12 protein-coding genes are annotated in these 17,898 nt (G+C 34.3%); 9 read left to right on the top strand and 3 right to left on the bottom strand.

The genetic code is table 11. The annotated features are described in order from the left end of the window. Positions 1-138 precede the first annotated feature (138 nt). The gene (locus V4538_08115; GenBank protein MES2380991.1) at positions 139-2,634 is read right to left on the bottom strand and encodes a DUF4397 domain-containing protein; all 2,496 of its coding nucleotides are present in this window, start codon (positions 2,632-2,634) and stop codon (positions 139-141) included. 324 nt (positions 2,635-2,958) lie between these two features. On the opposite strand from V4538_08115, the gene V4538_08110 reads away from it, so the two are divergent. Further along, positions 2,959-6,351 (top strand): hypothetical protein, encoded by a 3,393-nt coding sequence (locus tag V4538_08110; GenBank protein ID MES2380990.1) that lies wholly within the window; start codon positions 2,959-2,961, stop codon positions 6,349-6,351. A gap of 38 nt (positions 6,352-6,389) precedes the next feature. Here V4538_08110 and V4538_08105 read toward each other — a convergent pair whose 3' ends face one another. Then, a complete protein-coding gene (locus V4538_08105; GenBank protein MES2380989.1) occupies positions 6,390-7,223 on the bottom strand; it encodes an MBL fold metallo-hydrolase in 834 nt (277 codons plus the stop codon). Positions 7,224-7,245: 22 nt separating this feature from the next. Further along, positions 7,246-7,977, bottom strand: coding sequence for a tRNA pseudouridine(55) synthase TruB (truB, locus tag V4538_08100; protein MES2380988.1), 732 nt, complete (start codon positions 7,975-7,977; stop codon positions 7,246-7,248). A gap of 203 nt (positions 7,978-8,180) precedes the next feature. On the opposite strand from truB, the gene dnaX reads away from it, so the two are divergent. The 8 genes from dnaX to V4538_08060 all read left to right on the top strand — a co-directional run bounded on the left by dnaX (position 8,181) and on the right by V4538_08060 (position 17,793). Beyond that, positions 8,181-9,335 (top strand): DNA polymerase III subunit gamma/tau, encoded by a 1,155-nt coding sequence (gene dnaX / locus V4538_08095; GenBank protein ID MES2380987.1) that lies wholly within the window; start codon positions 8,181-8,183, stop codon positions 9,333-9,335. A 29-nt stretch (positions 9,336-9,364) separates the two neighbouring features. Then, complete coding sequence (locus V4538_08090; GenBank protein ID MES2380986.1) at positions 9,365-10,024, top strand: hypothetical protein; 660 nt, start codon at positions 9,365-9,367, stop codon at positions 10,022-10,024. Position 10,025: 1 nt separating this feature from the next. Then, a complete protein-coding gene (locus V4538_08085; GenBank protein MES2380985.1) occupies positions 10,026-10,385 on the top strand; it encodes a hypothetical protein in 360 nt (119 codons plus the stop codon). A gap of 114 nt (positions 10,386-10,499) precedes the next feature. Continuing rightward, positions 10,500-11,000, top strand: coding sequence for a thioredoxin family protein (locus tag V4538_08080; GenBank protein MES2380984.1), 501 nt, complete (start codon positions 10,500-10,502; stop codon positions 10,998-11,000). A gap of 154 nt (positions 11,001-11,154) precedes the next feature. Next, positions 11,155-14,931, top strand: a complete 3,777-nt coding sequence (locus V4538_08075; protein ID MES2380983.1) for a PKD domain-containing protein — start codon at positions 11,155-11,157, stop codon at positions 14,929-14,931. Positions 14,932-15,133: 202 nt separating this feature from the next. Further along, entirely contained in the window at positions 15,134-16,147 is a 1,014-nt protein-coding gene (locus tag V4538_08070) for a hypothetical protein (protein ID MES2380982.1), read from the top strand. A gap of 140 nt (positions 16,148-16,287) precedes the next feature. Next, positions 16,288-17,013, top strand: coding sequence for a hypothetical protein (locus V4538_08065; protein ID MES2380981.1), 726 nt, complete (start codon positions 16,288-16,290; stop codon positions 17,011-17,013). Positions 17,014-17,478: 465 nt separating this feature from the next. After that, entirely contained in the window at positions 17,479-17,793 is a 315-nt protein-coding gene (locus tag V4538_08060; GenBank protein MES2380980.1) for a hypothetical protein, read from the top strand. The last annotated feature ends 105 nt before the right edge of the window (positions 17,794-17,898 follow it).

Below are 17,898 nucleotides of genomic sequence, written 5' to 3'. Positions count from 1 at the left end.
ATTGCTTTTTTAAATAAGGCAGCAAATATAATTGCAAACACCTTAAGTAAATAATATTTTTATAAGGTATTTGCATTAAAAAAGCGGGCATTGTAACAATGCCCGCTTTTCTATTTTCAATTGTATTAATTCTCTTATTTATTCAACAATTAATTTTTTTGTTACTACACCTTCATTGGTGGTTAGTTGAACAAAATAGATGCCTGCATTCAGGTTGCTTACATTTAAGCTTATTTCATTTAAGCTGTTTCTCAAATTTACTTTTTCCGATTTTACAATCGCTCCTCGTAAATCAATAATATTGATAGCTGCTTCCTGGTTTGATTTACTTGTGAATACTACATTTAAAGTTTCTTTAACCGGGTTTGGATATAAAAGTAATTCGTTTTGTTTAGTTACCTCAGCAATACCAACTCCTCTTACTCTTTCTAAAGTATCTACTGAGCCATCAGTCCAAACAATATAATAACCTAATAGTATATCTTTATTTTGTGTATACAATAATGAATCAGCGTAGTTTAAAGCAGAGTCCTTAAGAGCTGTATGTAATGAATCTAATTTATACTGTACTTTTACTGTTCTTAAATCCAAAGCAACACCCGAAGCTAATAACACACCTGTATTACCTGTTCTTCCCACGAAATTCGCTTTGTAAGTTGATATACCTGCACCAGAATTAGCATCAGTAATATTGTAAGTAGCTGCTGCATTACCTTTTGTTGGAGAGTATTTGTAAGTAGTTTTATATGAGTTTGATTTTGCTACAAACAAACCTTCTTGCTCACCTTGTATAGTAATTTTCCCTAGATTAACCGCACCATGGAAAAACGTAACCTCATTGGTTGGTTTAGGTAAAGTAGCAACTTGTTTGGCAGGGCTTATTACGGTTACACCAAAGTTAGTTGAAATACTTTCAGGGTTAGCTCTATATGCAGTTCCGGTAAATCCGTGAGTGATAGCAATATTAAAGTTTGAATCAGGTAATAAACTAACTGCCCATAATGAATTACTTGTATCAACCGAACCACCATTAGTTAAGTTTAACCTAACCGGCACATATGCATCAGTAGCTGCAATACCTGTTGTTTTTCTAAAGCCTAATCCATTTACAAATTTTACTCCGTTTGCATATACATCAATAGTTTTAATGGTTGTATCAGGCGAGTTATGTATAATTTGTAATTTGTTTTTTAAACGAATTAACTCAGCTACAGTACCATTGTTATAAGCAACATAAATTTTAAACGATGGTGAATTAACAGGGTTTCCAGTTTCGCTATAAAAACCTGAAGTAAATATAACACCTGATTGGTTTAAGTTAGTACCTGTAGCGGTTAAAGTATAAGCTCCGTTATAGGCAGTTTGCGTACTGTTACTTACATTAAAAATAAAGTTTGCATTGGCGTTTAATAAATTAGAGAATTTGCCATAAGCTAAATTACTGATAATTGTAGTGTTATTTGAAATTCTGTTGAATGATAAATCTACTGCATCTGGCGTACCATTATAAACTACATACTGAAAGTTACCGGTTACTGTTGAACCTTCTGATAAACTGTCAAAACCATTAATGGTAAATCCTCTGTCGTGTCCTTCAGGATTTGCAGCATAAGTTGTAGTATCTTTTACACCTGTAGCTATAGCCACGTATGATTTACCTGTAAATAAAGTTACCGATGGTATATAAAAAATAGTATCGGTTTGGTTAGCATTCGCTACTCTTATTCTGTGTGCACCTGCTTCAGCAGTAAAAAAAGCAGTTGCTTTTCTAAAAGCTAAATTCGATACCAGTTTATCATCATTAAAGTAAATATCTACATTTTTTATTGCTGTATCGGGTGCATTATGAATTAACTGAACTCTTGCAGCTTCTTTTAACACCACTACATTTCCGTTAGTATCTACCGCAAATAAACCCATTCCATAGCCATTTTGATTGGCTAAAGGATCAACAAATCCTGAAGCAAAAACAGTAATGGCTTGTTGGTTAAATGCACTTAAACTGGTTGTATATGATTTCAATACGTTTTTTGTTCCGGCTAAACGGATTTCAGCGTAAATGGTACCATTATCGAAGAAAACAGGTGTTGTACCACTTGCTTGTCCGTATAATAAACCCGTTGGTAATGCACCTGATGTAGGTGAAGGACGAGAGAAAATATCAACAGATGGAGCATCTGTTACTCCATGCATAAAGCTGATTTGTACTTTTCCGCTGCCTGCAGCCAAAGTGGTTACTGCTTTTGAAACTAACTGGATAGCTGTATTTACACTATTGGGGTTAGCAGCAAAATTGCTTGTATTACTTACACCTGCAACCATTAATATAGTATTTGAGTTAGCAGTTAATGCTTTTGAGAACCTGGTCAATACCTGATCACTACTATCAACACTTGACTTATCGTTTATATTGATTAATACTGTTCCTGCATTTACTGTAATTAGAGAAGAGGCTTGTCTGAAAGCTATGTTATCCCATTTAGTTCCATTTACATAAACGTCAACCGTATCTAAAACCGGATCGGCTGCATTATGAATGATTTGAAAACGGGCCGTTTGCGCTTTTGCTGTTAACAAAAATGCACTGGCACTTAACAGAAATAAACCTTTTTTTAATGCGTTAAAGTGTTTCATTTATTTGATTTAAAATATTTTACAAAAATTTTAGCTCTCAATAACATCTGTTTATGTTTAATTAAGCTAGTTAGCAAATATAAACTTTGCTTTTATAAAACAATAAGTAAACATAATTTAGTAATTGGTTGTATTCCGGTAAAAACTATTTGGCATTGGTAAGGGCGCTGTTGTAGGGTAAAAATGGCTATATTTTCCAAACCAAGACATAAGTTACTGACTTTAACCATTTCAGGTAATTTTCGCCTAAATAGGGTCGTTTTCCATTTAAAAATTTTTACTTTTTCCTTCGTTATTAAACTATAAATTCGCTTTTGAGTAACCATGAGCAGCCATTATCAAATACTAACACAAAAATTAGATGCGTTTATACGCAAATATTACAAAAATCAATTAATAAAAGGGTCTATATTTTTTTTCATTGCTACCATTTCTACTTTTATTTTAATTGCTACTTTGGAATATTTTGGCAGGTATAATTCAACAATAAGGGCCTGCATATTTTTCACTTTCTTGGCTTTTACCATTTTTGGTATTGTTAAGTATATTGTTATTCCATTAACCGGTATTTTAAAGCTAAGAAAAACCATTAATTACGAACAGGCTTCTACTATTATTGGCAAGCATTTTAGCAACGTAAACGATAGCTTACTAAATACATTACAACTGAAACATACAGCCGATGCTTTGCAGCAAGACAATAGTTTATTAATAGCAGCTATTGAACAAAAAACGGCTTTGCTAAATCCTATTCCTTTTCAACTCGCTGTTAATTTTAAAGAAAACTTAAAATACGCCAAATATGCTATACTGCCCATTATTGCTATTGTTTTATTAAGTTTTGTAAAGCCTGATTTATTGAGCGATGGAAGTAAACGTATATTACAATACGATAAAACTTTTGCCCCTATTGCCCCTTTTAATTTTACTATTGAAAACACTGACTTAAATAGCGAACAGTTCACTGATTTTGATTTACAGGTTAAAGTATCGGGTAAGCAAATACCCAGCGAGGTTTTCATTAATGTAGATGGCAACTTATACAAACTACAACAAAAGGATAAAACCCATTTTTTATACAGTTTTAAAAACGTACAAAAAAGTACTTTATTTAACTTACAAGCTGATGAATTTAATAGCCAGGCATATACTTTAAATGTAGTGGCTAAGCCTATTATTTTAGGCTACCAAGTAAAATGTGTGTACCCTAGTTATTTAGGTAAAAAAGAAGAGGTAATAAATAACCCAACTGATTTTTCGGTTCCGGCAGGAACTAATTTAACATGGAACTTTACCAGTAAACAAACAACTAAAATTGAACTTGGATTTGACAATAAAACAGTAGAAGCTTCGGCTAGTGATGAAAGCCATTTTTCTTTCCATAAAAAAGTATTTGTCAGTCAAAATTATTTTATAAAAAACAGTAATTTAACCAAAGCAAAAGGCGACTCCATGTACTATGCTTTAACCGTTATTCCCGATGCATTACCTATTATTAATGTAGAAGAAAAACGTGATTCGGTTACTGGCAAACAGGTTTACTTTATTGGCGATGGAAATGATGATTACGGATTAACTAAACTAACTTTTAATTATCGTTTTGTAAATAGTGAAAACAAAGCAAAATTAAACAAAACAAGTACCCGTTTAATTGCTATTGACAGGAAACAAAACCCTATTCGTTTTAACTACTATATCGATTTGAATGAAACCAATATTGAATCGGGTGATGAGTTAGAATATTACTTTGAAATATGGGATAATGATGGTGTGTTTGGCGCCAAATCAGCCAAATCGAAAACCATGTTATTTAAAGCGGCCAGCCAACAGGAGTTAAAAGAACAAAGCAGTAAAAATGCAGAGGCTACTCAAAGTAAAATGGAAGAAGCGCTTAAAGAAGCAAAAGAGTTGCAACAGGAATTAAAACTATTACAACAAAAAATGCAGGAGAAAAGAGAACTAACGTGGGAAGAGAAACGCAAAGCTGAAAGCATTTTAAAACAACAACAGGAACTCAATAAAAAAATTGAACAGCTCAACAAAGAATTTAAACTGAATAACCAGCGTGAACAAGAATATAAAAAAGAGGCTGAAAACATTTTAGAAAAGCAACAACAAATTGAAAAAATGTACAATGAGTTGATGAATGATGAAATGAAACAACTGATGAAAAAGGTGGAGGACATGATGAAACAGCAAAACAAAAATCAGTTGAAACAAGAAATGGAAAACCTGCAACTGAACAATAAGGATGTAGAAAAAGAGCTGGATAAAATGCTGGAAATGTACAAGGAATTAGAGTTAGAAAAAAAACTGGATAATGCCACCAAAGACTTGGAGAATTTAGCGCAGAAACAAGAAGACTTACAACAAAAAACAGAGCAAAAAAAGGCTTCGAGCGAAGAGTTGAAAAAGGAACAAGACAAACTGAATAAAGAGTTTGACGAGTTAAAAAAAGACCTGAAAGACATTGAAAAACAAAACGAGTCGCTTGAAGATAAAAAAGAACTGACTGATACCAAAGAGGAAGAAAAAAGTATAGAAGAAGAAATGAAAAAAAGCAGCGATGACTTAAATGATGGCAAAGAAAGTCAGGCGCAAAAAAAACAAAAGAAAGCAGCCGAAAAAATGAAAGAAATGGCTGAGAAAATGAAGAAAAACAAAGAAGAGCAGGAAGCCAAAGAGGCTGAAATAGATGTGCAGGCAATAAGGGAAGTTATTGAAAACTTGGTAGAGTTAAGTAAGCAGCAAGAAGGGCTTATGCAAAAATTCAGAGAGGTAAATGGATACAATCCTCAATTTGTGCAAATGGGTCAGGAGCAAAAAAACTTAAAAGACAATGCTAAAATAATAGAAGACAGCTTGGATGCATTAAGTAAAAGGGTACCAGAAATAAGCTCATTTATTAATAAAGAAATGACCAAAATGAATAGCCACATGAACAAGGCTAATCAAGGATTTACAGTACGTAACATCCCTCAAATAAGAGTTGACCAACAAACGGCTATGACGCATATGAATAACCTTGCCGTAATGCTGAGCGATGTATTAAAACAAATGCAAAACGACTTGCAAAGTAGTGGTGAAGGTAAAGGCAAAAAAAGTGGTAAGCCGCAAAAAGGAAAAGGTGAAGGTAAGGGACAAGGCAAAGGCAGCGGAAAAGGCAAGGGCAACAAAAGCATGAGTCAACTTAAAAAAATGCAAGAGGAGCTGAACAAACAATTGCGCGAAGGCCAAAACAACAATGGCAGTGGCAAAAATGGAGATAAACCAGGAGGTACAGGCAGTGAACAATTTGCAAGAATGGCCGCACAACAAATGGCTATTCGCCAGCAATTACAAAAAATGCTAAGCCAAATGGATGCCAAAGAAAAAGAAGGATTGGGTGGTGCCGGTAAATTGCAACAACTGCAAAAACAAATGGAACAAACCGAACGGGAATTGTTTAACAAACGTTTGAGTCAGGAAACAATAAACCGCCAAGAAGAAATACTGACACGTATGCTTGAAAGCGAGAAAGCAGAAAAGAAACAGGAACAGGATAAAAAAAGGGAAGCAGAACAAAGTAAGGAAAAAGAAAAGACTGCCCCTCCTCCTATTTTTGATAAATACCTGGATGAGAAAAACAAACAAATAGAAATACTTAAAACCGTTCCAACGGAACTAAAACCTTATTATAAAGACAAGGCTAACGAGTATTTGAAAAAAGCCGGATAAGCATAAAAAAAGTGGTACAATAAATACCACTTTTTTTATTACTCCATTTTTAAAATATCTTTTACCCTGATGCCTTTTTCTGTTTCGTGCACCGAACACATTTCGTTGAATGGGTCGTGTTCAAAATAGAGTAAATAATTGTTATCGGCAGCTTGCTTTAAAATATTAGTTTTTTCTTTCATCGTATCAAGCGGACGCACATCATAGCCCATTACATAAGGGGTAGGAATATGCGCCATAGTTGGTATTACATCAGCCAAATAAATCAATTTAGTATTGTTATAAGGTACAATGGGATGCATCATGTTATTGGTATGCCCAACGGTAAAAAGTAAATCAATTTCTGAATGGAATTTTTCGTTTTGTTTCAATAATTTTAATTGTCCGCTTTCTTCAATCGGTAAAATATTTTCTTTTAAAAAACTAGCCTTTTCTCTTGGGTTGGGTGCTATAGCTTCTTGCCAGTGTGCATCAGCAATCCAGTAAGTAGCATTTTTAAAAGCTGTTTCATATTTGGTTCTGTCACTGTTCCATTTTATGCTGCCACCACAATGGTCAAAATGCAAATGTGTTAAAACCATATCTGTTATATCATCAGTTGTAAAGCCATGTGCTGCCAGCGATTTCTCCAATGTAAAATCGCCATGCATATAATAATGTCCAAAAAATTTAGCATCTTGTTTATCGCCCATTCCATTGTCTATTAACATCAACCTGTTTCCATCTTCAATTAATAAACAACGCATAGCCAAACTAATCATATTGTTATCATCGGCCGGATTTAACTTGTTCCAGATTGATTTAGGAACTACACCAAACATGGCTCCACCATCTAATTTAAACCGTCCTGTTTCTATGCTATATGATTTCATATTTTTATCAATTTAAAACTACTTATTCTTTATTTTCTACCTGCAAAAATTCTTCAATGGTTACCGCATCGGTTAAAAGATAGTTTCCACTAGCTGTTCTGCACAGTGAATCAAGGTAAGCACCGCTGCTTAATTTTTCGCCAAAATCGTTTGCAATACTGCGTATATAAGTTCCTTTGCTACATACTATTTTAAAGTAAACCAAAGGCATTTCAATTTTTGTAATCTCAAACGATAGTATATTAATCAATCGCTTATCTAAAACTATTTCAGTGCCACTACGCGCTGCGTTGTATGCCCTTTGTCCATCTTTTTTTATGGCTGAAAATATGGGTGGCATTTGCATTTGCTCTCCTACAAAACCGGCAGCTACTTCCATTATCAATTCATTGGTAATATGGCTTGTTTCAAAGTGCTGGTTAATTTCTGTTTCTTTATCGTAACTGGGTCTGGTAGCACCTAAACAAAAACTCCCCGTATATTCCTTTTCAGTAGCCATGTATTGGTCTATATTTTTGGTTTCTTTTCCCACACAAATAATTAATAAACCGGTAGCTAAAGGATCGAGTGTGCCTGCATGTCCTACTTTTATTCTGCGTTTTTGCCCATTGTTTTCCAATAAACTTTCTTTGTGAAACCGGGTAATGGCATAGCGCAATTTATTTACCACCTGAAAACTTGTCCATCCCAATGGTTTGTTTACCAGAATAACATCCTGCAATGCATTTATTTGCGAAACATGCGCTTTTTTCATTTATACCTTTCTTGGCTTCGAAATTAAACTAATATGGTTTGAAGCACAAATTTTTTCCCAAATAATGCTTCCCGTTATTTTCATAACAGACTTTAGCTAACAGATTACATTTATAGCTAAAAGTCTGCTCATAAAACAGTTGACCGCTGGGTACCACCAACAATATATCAACAAAGCACAAAAAGTTTTATTTTATGCAAAAAATGAAATTAATTGCGGGCATGGAAAATTTTGTGGTGTCTGCCCGTAAATATCGTCCGGCTAGTTTCGATACAGTAATTGGCCAAGGCCATGTTGTACAAACTTTAAAAAATGCTATTAAAAACAGACATTTAGCGCACGCCTTTTTATTTTGTGGACCACGTGGTGTAGGTAAAACTACATCGGCCAGACTTTTAGCAAAAACCATTAACTGTACCAATCTTACACCTGAATTAGAAGCCTGTAATAACTGTGATAGTTGCAATGCTTTTAACAACAATGCTTCGTTTAACATATATGAATTAGATGCTGCCAGCAATAACTCGGTTGACGATATAAGGGCTTTGGTAGAACAAGTTAGGTATGCACCACAAGGAGCTACTTATAAAATATATATTATTGATGAGGTTCACATGTTGAGTGCGCAAGCGTTCAATGCCTTTTTAAAAACATTAGAAGAACCACCTCCATACGCTAAGTTTATTTTAGCTACTACAGAAAAACATAAAATTTTACCGACTATTATTTCCCGTTGCCAGGTTTTTGATTTTCACAGAATAAAAATTGACGATGCAGTAAAGCAGCTTAAACAAATTTGTGAAAAAGAAAACATTACTGCCGATGAAGATGCACTACATATTATAGCGCAAAAAGCTGATGGCGCTATGCGTGATGCTCTTTCTATTTTTGACAGGATTGTTAGTTTTAGCGGTAATAATATTAAGTACCAAGATGTAATAAATAACTTAAACATACTTGATTACGACTATTACTTTAAAGCCGTAAACTTACTGTTAAACGAAGATTTAGCAGGTATGTTATTGCTGTTTGATGATATATTAACCAATGGATTTGATTCACTTCATTTTTTAGGAGGCTTTAGCGAGCATATCAGAAACTTATTGGTATGTAAACACCCAGATACGGTTAAACTACTTGAAGTATCACAAAGTGTGGCTAAAAAGTTTATGGAGCAAGGCGCTGCAGCCAGTTCAGGATTACTCATTAATGCATTAAATGTATTAAACAAATGTGAACTTGATTACAAAGCGGCCAAAAACCAAAGGCTTCATGTAGAGCTTTGCTTAATGAAACTTTGCCACCTACAATCTTATATCAACTTGCAAAATGGCAATGTTGAACTAAAAAAAAAATAACTGATACTACTGAAAATACTGGCATCAATATGCCGGATAACACCAGTACTACTGCTACTTTAACCAATACCACCATACAAGAGGAAGTAAAACCAATTGCAGAACCGCTGCCAAATGTAGTTGCTGCCAATACGGAAACTACACCAAAGCCTGTTACTGAAAAACCTTCTTTTACCGGCAATACAGGCGGAAGTTTGTTTGGCAAAAGAGCTGATGATTTGCTATCGCAGAAAAAGGAGGAGATGGCAGAAAGACTTAAAACAGCCATACTCACCAGCCAAACAGAAGACGAGGAAAAGAAGGAAAGCATCGTAATAACAAACGTTGATGAATCTTTTACTTATGACGATTTGGTTAAAACCTGGAAAGACTACGTGAGGCAAATTGAAAAAGCCAGTTTAAGCTTTATAAAAGAACGTACACTCAAGTTATCTGAAACCAACATGGTTAGCATTGTACTAGGCAGTAACCATGAAAAAAGTTTGTTTGAAGACCAGCGTTTAAATATTATTCAATTTTTAAGAACGCAACTTAAAAATACGACTATAGATGTTGAGTTCACCATTGACCCTACACTGATTCCTGAAACTAAATCGCTTTCGGTAGAAGATAAGTTTAATAAAATGACGGAGCAAAACCCTAACCTGGCTACTTTAAGGCAATTACTTGAATTGGAATTAGACTACTAATATGCAACAGGAAGATGATAAAATAATAGCATCCTTATTTCAATTTTCTGAGCAAATAAGGTACGTTGCTATTTACAGAAATCAGCATTTAACGGCTAAGCAAAAACAACAACATCCTGATAACTCTTCGGGCGAAAGTGATAAATACGAAGAGTTGTTTGTCAATCCAGCTTTATTAACTTTGGCAAGGCAAAGAGGCAATGTTGATTGTGGCGGTTTAAATTTTATGATTATAGCCTATGGCAACTTCTTTCAACTAATCAAAGAAATTGACAACGGACATATTTCTATTTGCCTAGATAAAACAGCCGATTTAACCCATTTACCTCAGCGCATTTTCAATTTTATCAGTACCATTTAGTGCTGTTGTCCCTACTTTTTTTACCCGTTAAAAGCCTGAATAAACGGCTGTGGTTAAATACTCATTTATCAAACTATTATTAGTATTATTGTTATTATTTATTCCAACTAATACATGAAATATTTTTATATCTTTTTATTGTTTACAATAGGTGCTTGCACTACTTGTAAAAACTTTACTTCTCAAAACCAAAATGGCAATATGATTTTAAACGGACGTGTTTCAAAAAGTGATTTAAGCAATAACAAAAACTTTAAATGGTTTGATGAAGGTTACACAAACTATAAACCAAACCCAGAAATTGTAAACCAACTAAAACCTTTAAAAGAAGATTTAAAAATACTGGTAATTGCTGGTACCTGGTGTGGTGATACACAAAGAGAATTGCCTCATTTTTACAAATTAGCCGATGCCATTGGCATTCCGAATAAAAATATTGAGCTGATAATGGTAAACGAGCAAAAGGAAACAAATGCGCTTAATGTTAGTGTTTTGCAAGTGACCAATGTACCTACTTTTATATTTTTTAAAGATGGTAAAGAGCAAGGACGTATTATTGAAAAAGCTAAAAATACACTCGAAGAGGACATAGCTAATTTACTGCACTTAATGTAAACAGATTATCTCATAAGTAAAACATATTTAAACAATTAAGAAAAAATTACATAAATAGGCATATAAGGTAATATAAAACATGGTTATATTCGTTTTGGCTTATAAAAAACAATAGCGATGCAACCTAATAGGTGCATTTTTGAACATATACAATATGGTAAAAAACCTCTTACTATTATCCTTATTCCTACTTAGCTTAAGTGTTAAAGCACAAAACTGCGTTATAGCTGTTACCTCTACCAGTGTATGTTTGGGCAATGCAGTTAGCTTTAGCGTAACTTTTGACAATACACTTACGGCCAATACTTACGAATGGAACTTTGGAAATGGCGTTTTAAATACACAGGCCAATCCAACCTACAATTACCCGGTAACGGGGACTTTTACACCCAGCATAAAAATTACATTTACCAATAACTCCCAATGTATTGTTAATGGTCCGCTTATGACGGTATTAGCAAAACCTATAGCCGCTTTTAACATAACAAGCAGCGACAGCCAGTGTTTTAAAGGCAATGCTATTTGTGTGCAGGATTTATCTACACCGGGAAGCAGTGGAGCAGCCATTATTGACCGTACTTTTTTATGGGGTGATGGTAATTTTGAACCCTCACCTTTGGCAACAAAAAATTTCTGTCATAACTATACTTCAAAATTTGGCGGATTATTCTCATTGGTTATAGAAGTAACCGATGCCAATAATTGCTTAACCCGATTAGAAAGAAACAATGCCGTAAGGATTTTTCCGGCTATGGATCCAATTAGTTTTACCACCCAATATACTATACAATGTAATACCACCCCCGTTACTTTTTTAAATACCAGTATTATGCCACTGAGTAAAATAAAAAAGTTCAAATGGGATTTTGACGATGGAACTATTGACTCAAGCGGAATCAACTGGAATAACTTTGTACACAACTATACCAAGGGTGGCTTTTTTTCGCCCAAGTTAATTGTAACTGATTTTAACAATTGTGTAGACAGCTTTACACTTGTGAACGGGGCCAGAAACATTAAATTCAGCGATCAGTTACAAATTGATTACACCAGCAAATGTTTCAGCGACCAGAACTATACGTTTAGTGTACCGGGTGCTGTAGGAGCCAATATTTCATGGATTATATTTGACCCAAAGAATGATTTATTTGATAGCGTAGTTACTGACATTTATTACCAAATATACAAACGTTTTAGTTGCGGCAGATACAAAGTGCGCATGCGTGCTTCACTCGGTACCTGTAACTCAGTAGTTGATACTTTTGTAGACATTTACGGGCCTAATACTATTTTAGCAAACGACACCTCCAAACCATTAAATGCAGCGCAGTGTAATCCAAACGATACTGTATTTTTCAGGGTACCCCGTCCTGAATTATCATGCTTTTACCAAAACGTACCCGATTGGCTTTGGGATTTTGGCGATGGCTTTGCGCCACCATGTACTACCTATACTAAAAATGGGCAAAACGTTGGTGTAAACTGCCGTTACAGTAAGGATAGTACTTATATTAAACATAAGTACGACCCAACCAAACCCGGTTGTTATAAAGTAAAATTAATTATTAGCGACCCTATTCGGAATTGTAGTGACGAAGATACTTTAACCCTTAGCTTATCACCGCCCGATGCAGGGCCTGATTTGCCTACCCGAAAAGGCTTGTATTTTTATACCATTCCACCCGGTGAACTTGGTCCGCCACTACTCTGTTTTTCAAGTGCTTTTATATTTAAAATCGATCAGCTATTACCAACCTGTAAGCCCGAAAGAATTTGGATAATGACTGACTCCCTATCAGGCCGATGGGACAGTGTGCCCACCGATAAAAAGTTCTATCCTACTGTTTACAATAATACTATTGACCCAAAGGGATTTGTTACCGTTGGCTTAATTGTAAAAAATGGTGATTGTTATGATACTGCCTGGTACCATAATATGTTTCAAATTTTACCTCTTAATCCCGTATTCAGATTAAAGGTAGAGGGTACTTGTGCACCCTATAAAATAACTTTAAATATGGTTGATTCCATACAAGACAGTTTAAAAAAGGCCACTTTTGGTTTTGAAAGTGTTATAAAGACACAAAATTTTGCCCTCACTGATTCTGTTATTCATGAACAAACGAGTACCATTGGCACCATGGGTATTAAGCATATTTCCGTCACCTTACTAAATACCAAAGGCTGTACCGAAACGTATGATACCATTCTTTATTTGGGCTTTAGGATAAATTCTAAAGTAAACAGTTCAATACGGTGTGTGTCGGATAGTGTGCAGTTTTTAGATGATATAGATTACTATAAACTGGCCACGGGCAACTGGAACAAACCCGCTAGGGCGGCTGCAAACAAAGAACGTATATGGTATAACTTTGGCGATACCAATATTTTTGTACCGGTAGGTTATTCGCCCAAACATAAATACAGCAGACCGGGTAATTATACTATAAGAATAGCTGTTCAGGATAGTTTAGGTTGTCGTGATACATTTACCTATACTGACCAAATTAAAATAGTGGATGTAAAAGCCGGTATTGCCCCTATTAGTGCCAACTTAATTTGTGCACCTAAAATTATTCCATTAAAAGACCAATCATTACAAATAGATTCATCGTTGTTATATGGCAGTACTCCATACGATTCTATTATTTCGTACGAATGGGATTTTGGTGATTTAAAGAGTACAAGCCAAGCAAAGGACCCATTGCATGACTTTACGGAAAACGGTACGTTTTTACTGAAGCACACCGTTATAACACAAGCCGGGTGTAGAGATTCTATTACTACTCCGTTAACCATAAAAGGACCTAAACCTAAATACAATGTTGCCAGTGGCGATACAATAGGTTGTAGCCCTGTAAAAATTAAATTAAACAATACAACAGGCAGCCAACTGCAAAGCTGGCAATGGACTGTAAATGGGCCGCTTGATTTTGTCATATCTACCAAAAAAGATACGGCTACCGATTTTACTTTAGTAAAAGCAGGCCGTTATAGAATATTGCTATTGGGAACCGACTCTATTACAGATAATGTTACGGGTGGAATTATTTTCTGTACTTCTGTTTACCCGGACACATTGAACCCTAATGTGCGACCGGTTTACGTAACGGTATACGATAAACCATTGGTTAATTTATCGGGGCCTGATACCATTTGCCCGAATGTAGAGTTTACTGTTAAGACCAATAATGCCGATACTATATATAAACAATTTTTATGGCAAACCAGTACCGGATTTACCAAACCATTAAGTCCTAGTTCTGATTCTATTTTTAAATATAGTTTTAGTGACTCCGGTAGTTACTATATTAAACTAACGCCCTCAACTACTGCTCCTATCACTTGTATTGATACCGCTGTGCATCCAATATATGTAAGAAGCATTAAAGCTGATTTTGATATTGATGCCGCTAATTCACCTATTTATACATTTACCAATAAATCTGTTAATGCGGTTTCATATCAGTGGGATTTTGGGCAGCCTAGTTCTGGTAGTGCTAACGAGTCGATCTTACAAAACCCTACACATAACTATAACAATTTAAACGATAGTTTTAAAGTATGTTTAATAGCTAAAAGCAAAAACGACTGTTACGATACCTTATGCAAAACCATCATTCCTGTGGCCCGTTTAATCAATATTCCAAATGTATTTACGCCTGATAACGACAATAAAAACGATGCGTTTGACATAGAAATACTAGGGCAAACGAACTATAACATACAAATATTTAACCGTTGGGGTGGTAAAGTATTTGAAGGTACCAAAGACGGTGTAGCCAACGATGGTAACAACTGGAATGGTAAAACAGATAACGAAGGAAATATTTGCCCTGACGGGGTTTACTATTATATATTTAAATATAAGTTTAACCCACAAGACAAAGAAACGGTAGTACGTGGTTCTATTACATTGATAAGGCCTTAGGAAATTAGCTAGAGTTGGAGAGGCAGGAACAATTGGGTAAAATTTAGCCCTTTTGATAAAATAAAAAAATGAGCAATACCCAGCACTAACTATTCTGCGAAAGAATCCTAGTATTAACCAAGAGATATGATACTAGGAAACTTATAAGGAAGAAAGTTCTTGCATATGGTAGTTAGCTGCTATATAATAACAGACTCTACAAATGATAAAATCAACAGCCGAACTTATAGAATATTTAAAAGTTGACAAGGACAAAAGAGAGACTTCACTAGTTCAATCATATGTGGAGGCAATATTTAAACTTGGTTCAAAAGAAGATGCAAGTCTGTTGTTGGATAGTTATTTAAAGCAACATTTCGATTTTGCCCATAGTTATTTACTTATTCTGTTTAGAAAGTTTGGTGATAAAACATTTGCAGATAAAATCTTTAATATAGTTATAGCTGACGAAAAGTTAAATGAAAATGCCGACCCTGATATATTAACATTACTGGCTGAATTAAATTATGAACCAATAAAGAAGATTCTTTTTAACTATGCATTTTCAAATATTGAGTCTGACTACCAATTTCAAAAAGCTTCAATTTTAGGGTTGTTAAACTATGATTGTAACGAATACAAAGACACTATCAAAGCAAATATTGAGAACTGTTTAAATAAAAATCTGTTCCCGGAATTTATTCCTGCATTGGTTTGTAAATTGTCAGACAAAAAACAAATGCTTGAAAAATTATACGAATCAGGTGACAAAATTGCCTCAACTGATTGTAATGCAGGTATAATATTGGGTTTTTCATTATGTGGTGAAGAAGGGAAAAAATATTTCAAGAAAGCTTTATTCAATCCAAATTGGGAAACTTATTCTGGTTCTACAGGAACAGTTAGATTTACTTATGAGGGGCTTAAAAATTTGAATATCAAATTTTCGGAACTTTATAATGAAATTAAACAACTGAAAGAAAAAAGGGAAATTTCATATGCTCTTCAAGTGCTATTTAGTTTGTTTGACTGTAGAATATCTGACTATGAAAATGATGATTTTGAAAATTTCAAAACATTATACAAGACATTTTTCAGTTGGGAGAATCCTGACTCTTCAAACAATTTAATAGACATGGCAAGACTTATTGAGATGGAGAGCAAAGCTTATGAATACCAGAAAATATTTGAATTGAAAATGACAGAAGAAATAATAATTGAAAATTACAGCAGCTAACAAGATATTGCCGCAATGGAGCCAATATGGTAAGTTCGAGTTTTTCGTTTACGTATTTTGTATATCTTAGCTTGATAAATTATTCCTCGCAATCGCCACCAGTGGCAGGCGCGGGAACGTTAGCGGTAATAAAGAACAATATGGGACAGAATATAAGTTTATATGTTGATGATGAAAGCATCGAAAGCCCCTATATATCAAGAAAGTTCAAGGATGAAATTATTTTTGAAGGGTATATAAAGTTCAGTGACTTTCTCTCCAAAGATGAATCTGCCATAGTTGCACCAAATTCCTATGGTGAAATAGTTCTTGGCAAAAAACGAGATGCTACCTTTTTAGAAAAGGCCAAACTTCCAATCATAATGTATAAAGCACTACAAGGTACAATTACAGTAGATGAAATAAATAAAATGAGAGATGAACTGGTTGTAAGAAGCCAAAAAGTAAATGATAGAGAAAGAAACCCTGAGAGTTTGAAAAACGCTCTTAAACGAGTTGAAAAATATTTGACAGATAAAAGTTCAGAATTACCGTTAGTTCATTTTGTGTATACGGATTCAGAACTAAAAGATGAAATAGGCTACGTTCAAATTGAAGGTATTAAAGCCCACCTTGAGGGTGATTTATTTTTCTATGACAATTATGATAATGTCAAAAATAAAATTCATGTGAAAAGTTACAATGAAGATTATGGAAAAGTTGACTTTTTCGTAGAAGTAAAACCCGAAGTAGAAATCGCTAACAAAAGATATTTTACCAAATCAATAACCAAGGCCGAAGAGTTCAAAGATGAATTTAAGAAATGTTACGACTTTTTGGACTCAGCAATTAAGGCAGGAAAAAGTGTTCTATGGGAATTTGGATAAACCAGTAAACTACCATTAACAGCAAACTCGCACAATTGCCGTTATCCTCCTTAAATTTCAGCATTTCATTCCGCTTTTATTTTTATCTTTGCTTGACAAACAAATGCTCCACAAATGGCAACAGTTCTTGGCAGAGAACGTGACTCCCAATACTAAGACAACAAACCATACAGACAAGAAATGAACAAAATAATCTATAAAACCCAACCAAGGCTTTTCATACTTAGTATGACTTTTTTAGCGTTTGTATTTTTTGGACTTCTATTTCTATTGACTATACTCTATTCTCAAAGTGAATACGATTTATTTGCACTGACCGGATTGGTGTTTTTCGCAACTCTTTCGCTGGCATCTTTGTTCTATTTTTTATCTATTAAGACAATAAAACTTACAAAAGACAATGTAATAATTTCATACTTGCTTTTACCAATTAAAAAGACCCATAATTTGCAGGAGATAAAAAGTATGGTACAAACGGAAAAAGAAGTAAGTGCTGTTGTGGGTAGTTCATTATGGAAATCAAGTCACATTTACACAGATATTACAACCTTAATAACCCTTTCTGATAGCAGAACTATTAAACTCAACAGTATTGGGCATCTGGACTTTGAAGAGTTTCATCAGACATTCAATAAACTAAAAAGAGAAGAAGGAAAAATTAAAGACCAAAAACGACATTTCTTACTCTACCTGCTTGATAATCTTAACGGAATTGCATGGATTATACTTACACTAATTATGACAACTGGATTGGCTTATGGAATATTCATGCAAAACTGAAATCAAATATAGCATAAGATGACCTAGAATAATTTACAAAGACAGATGAAGCAAGAAATATTCATAAAAAATATTCAACCTATGAGCTACTAAACAGAGCTGTGT

Source organism: Bacteroidota bacterium (assembly GCA_040388375.1).
Taxonomy (GTDB): Bacteria; Bacteroidota; Bacteroidia; order UKL13-3; family UKL13-3; genus JAAFJM01.
This window is presented reverse-complemented; position numbering and strand designations above follow the sequence as displayed.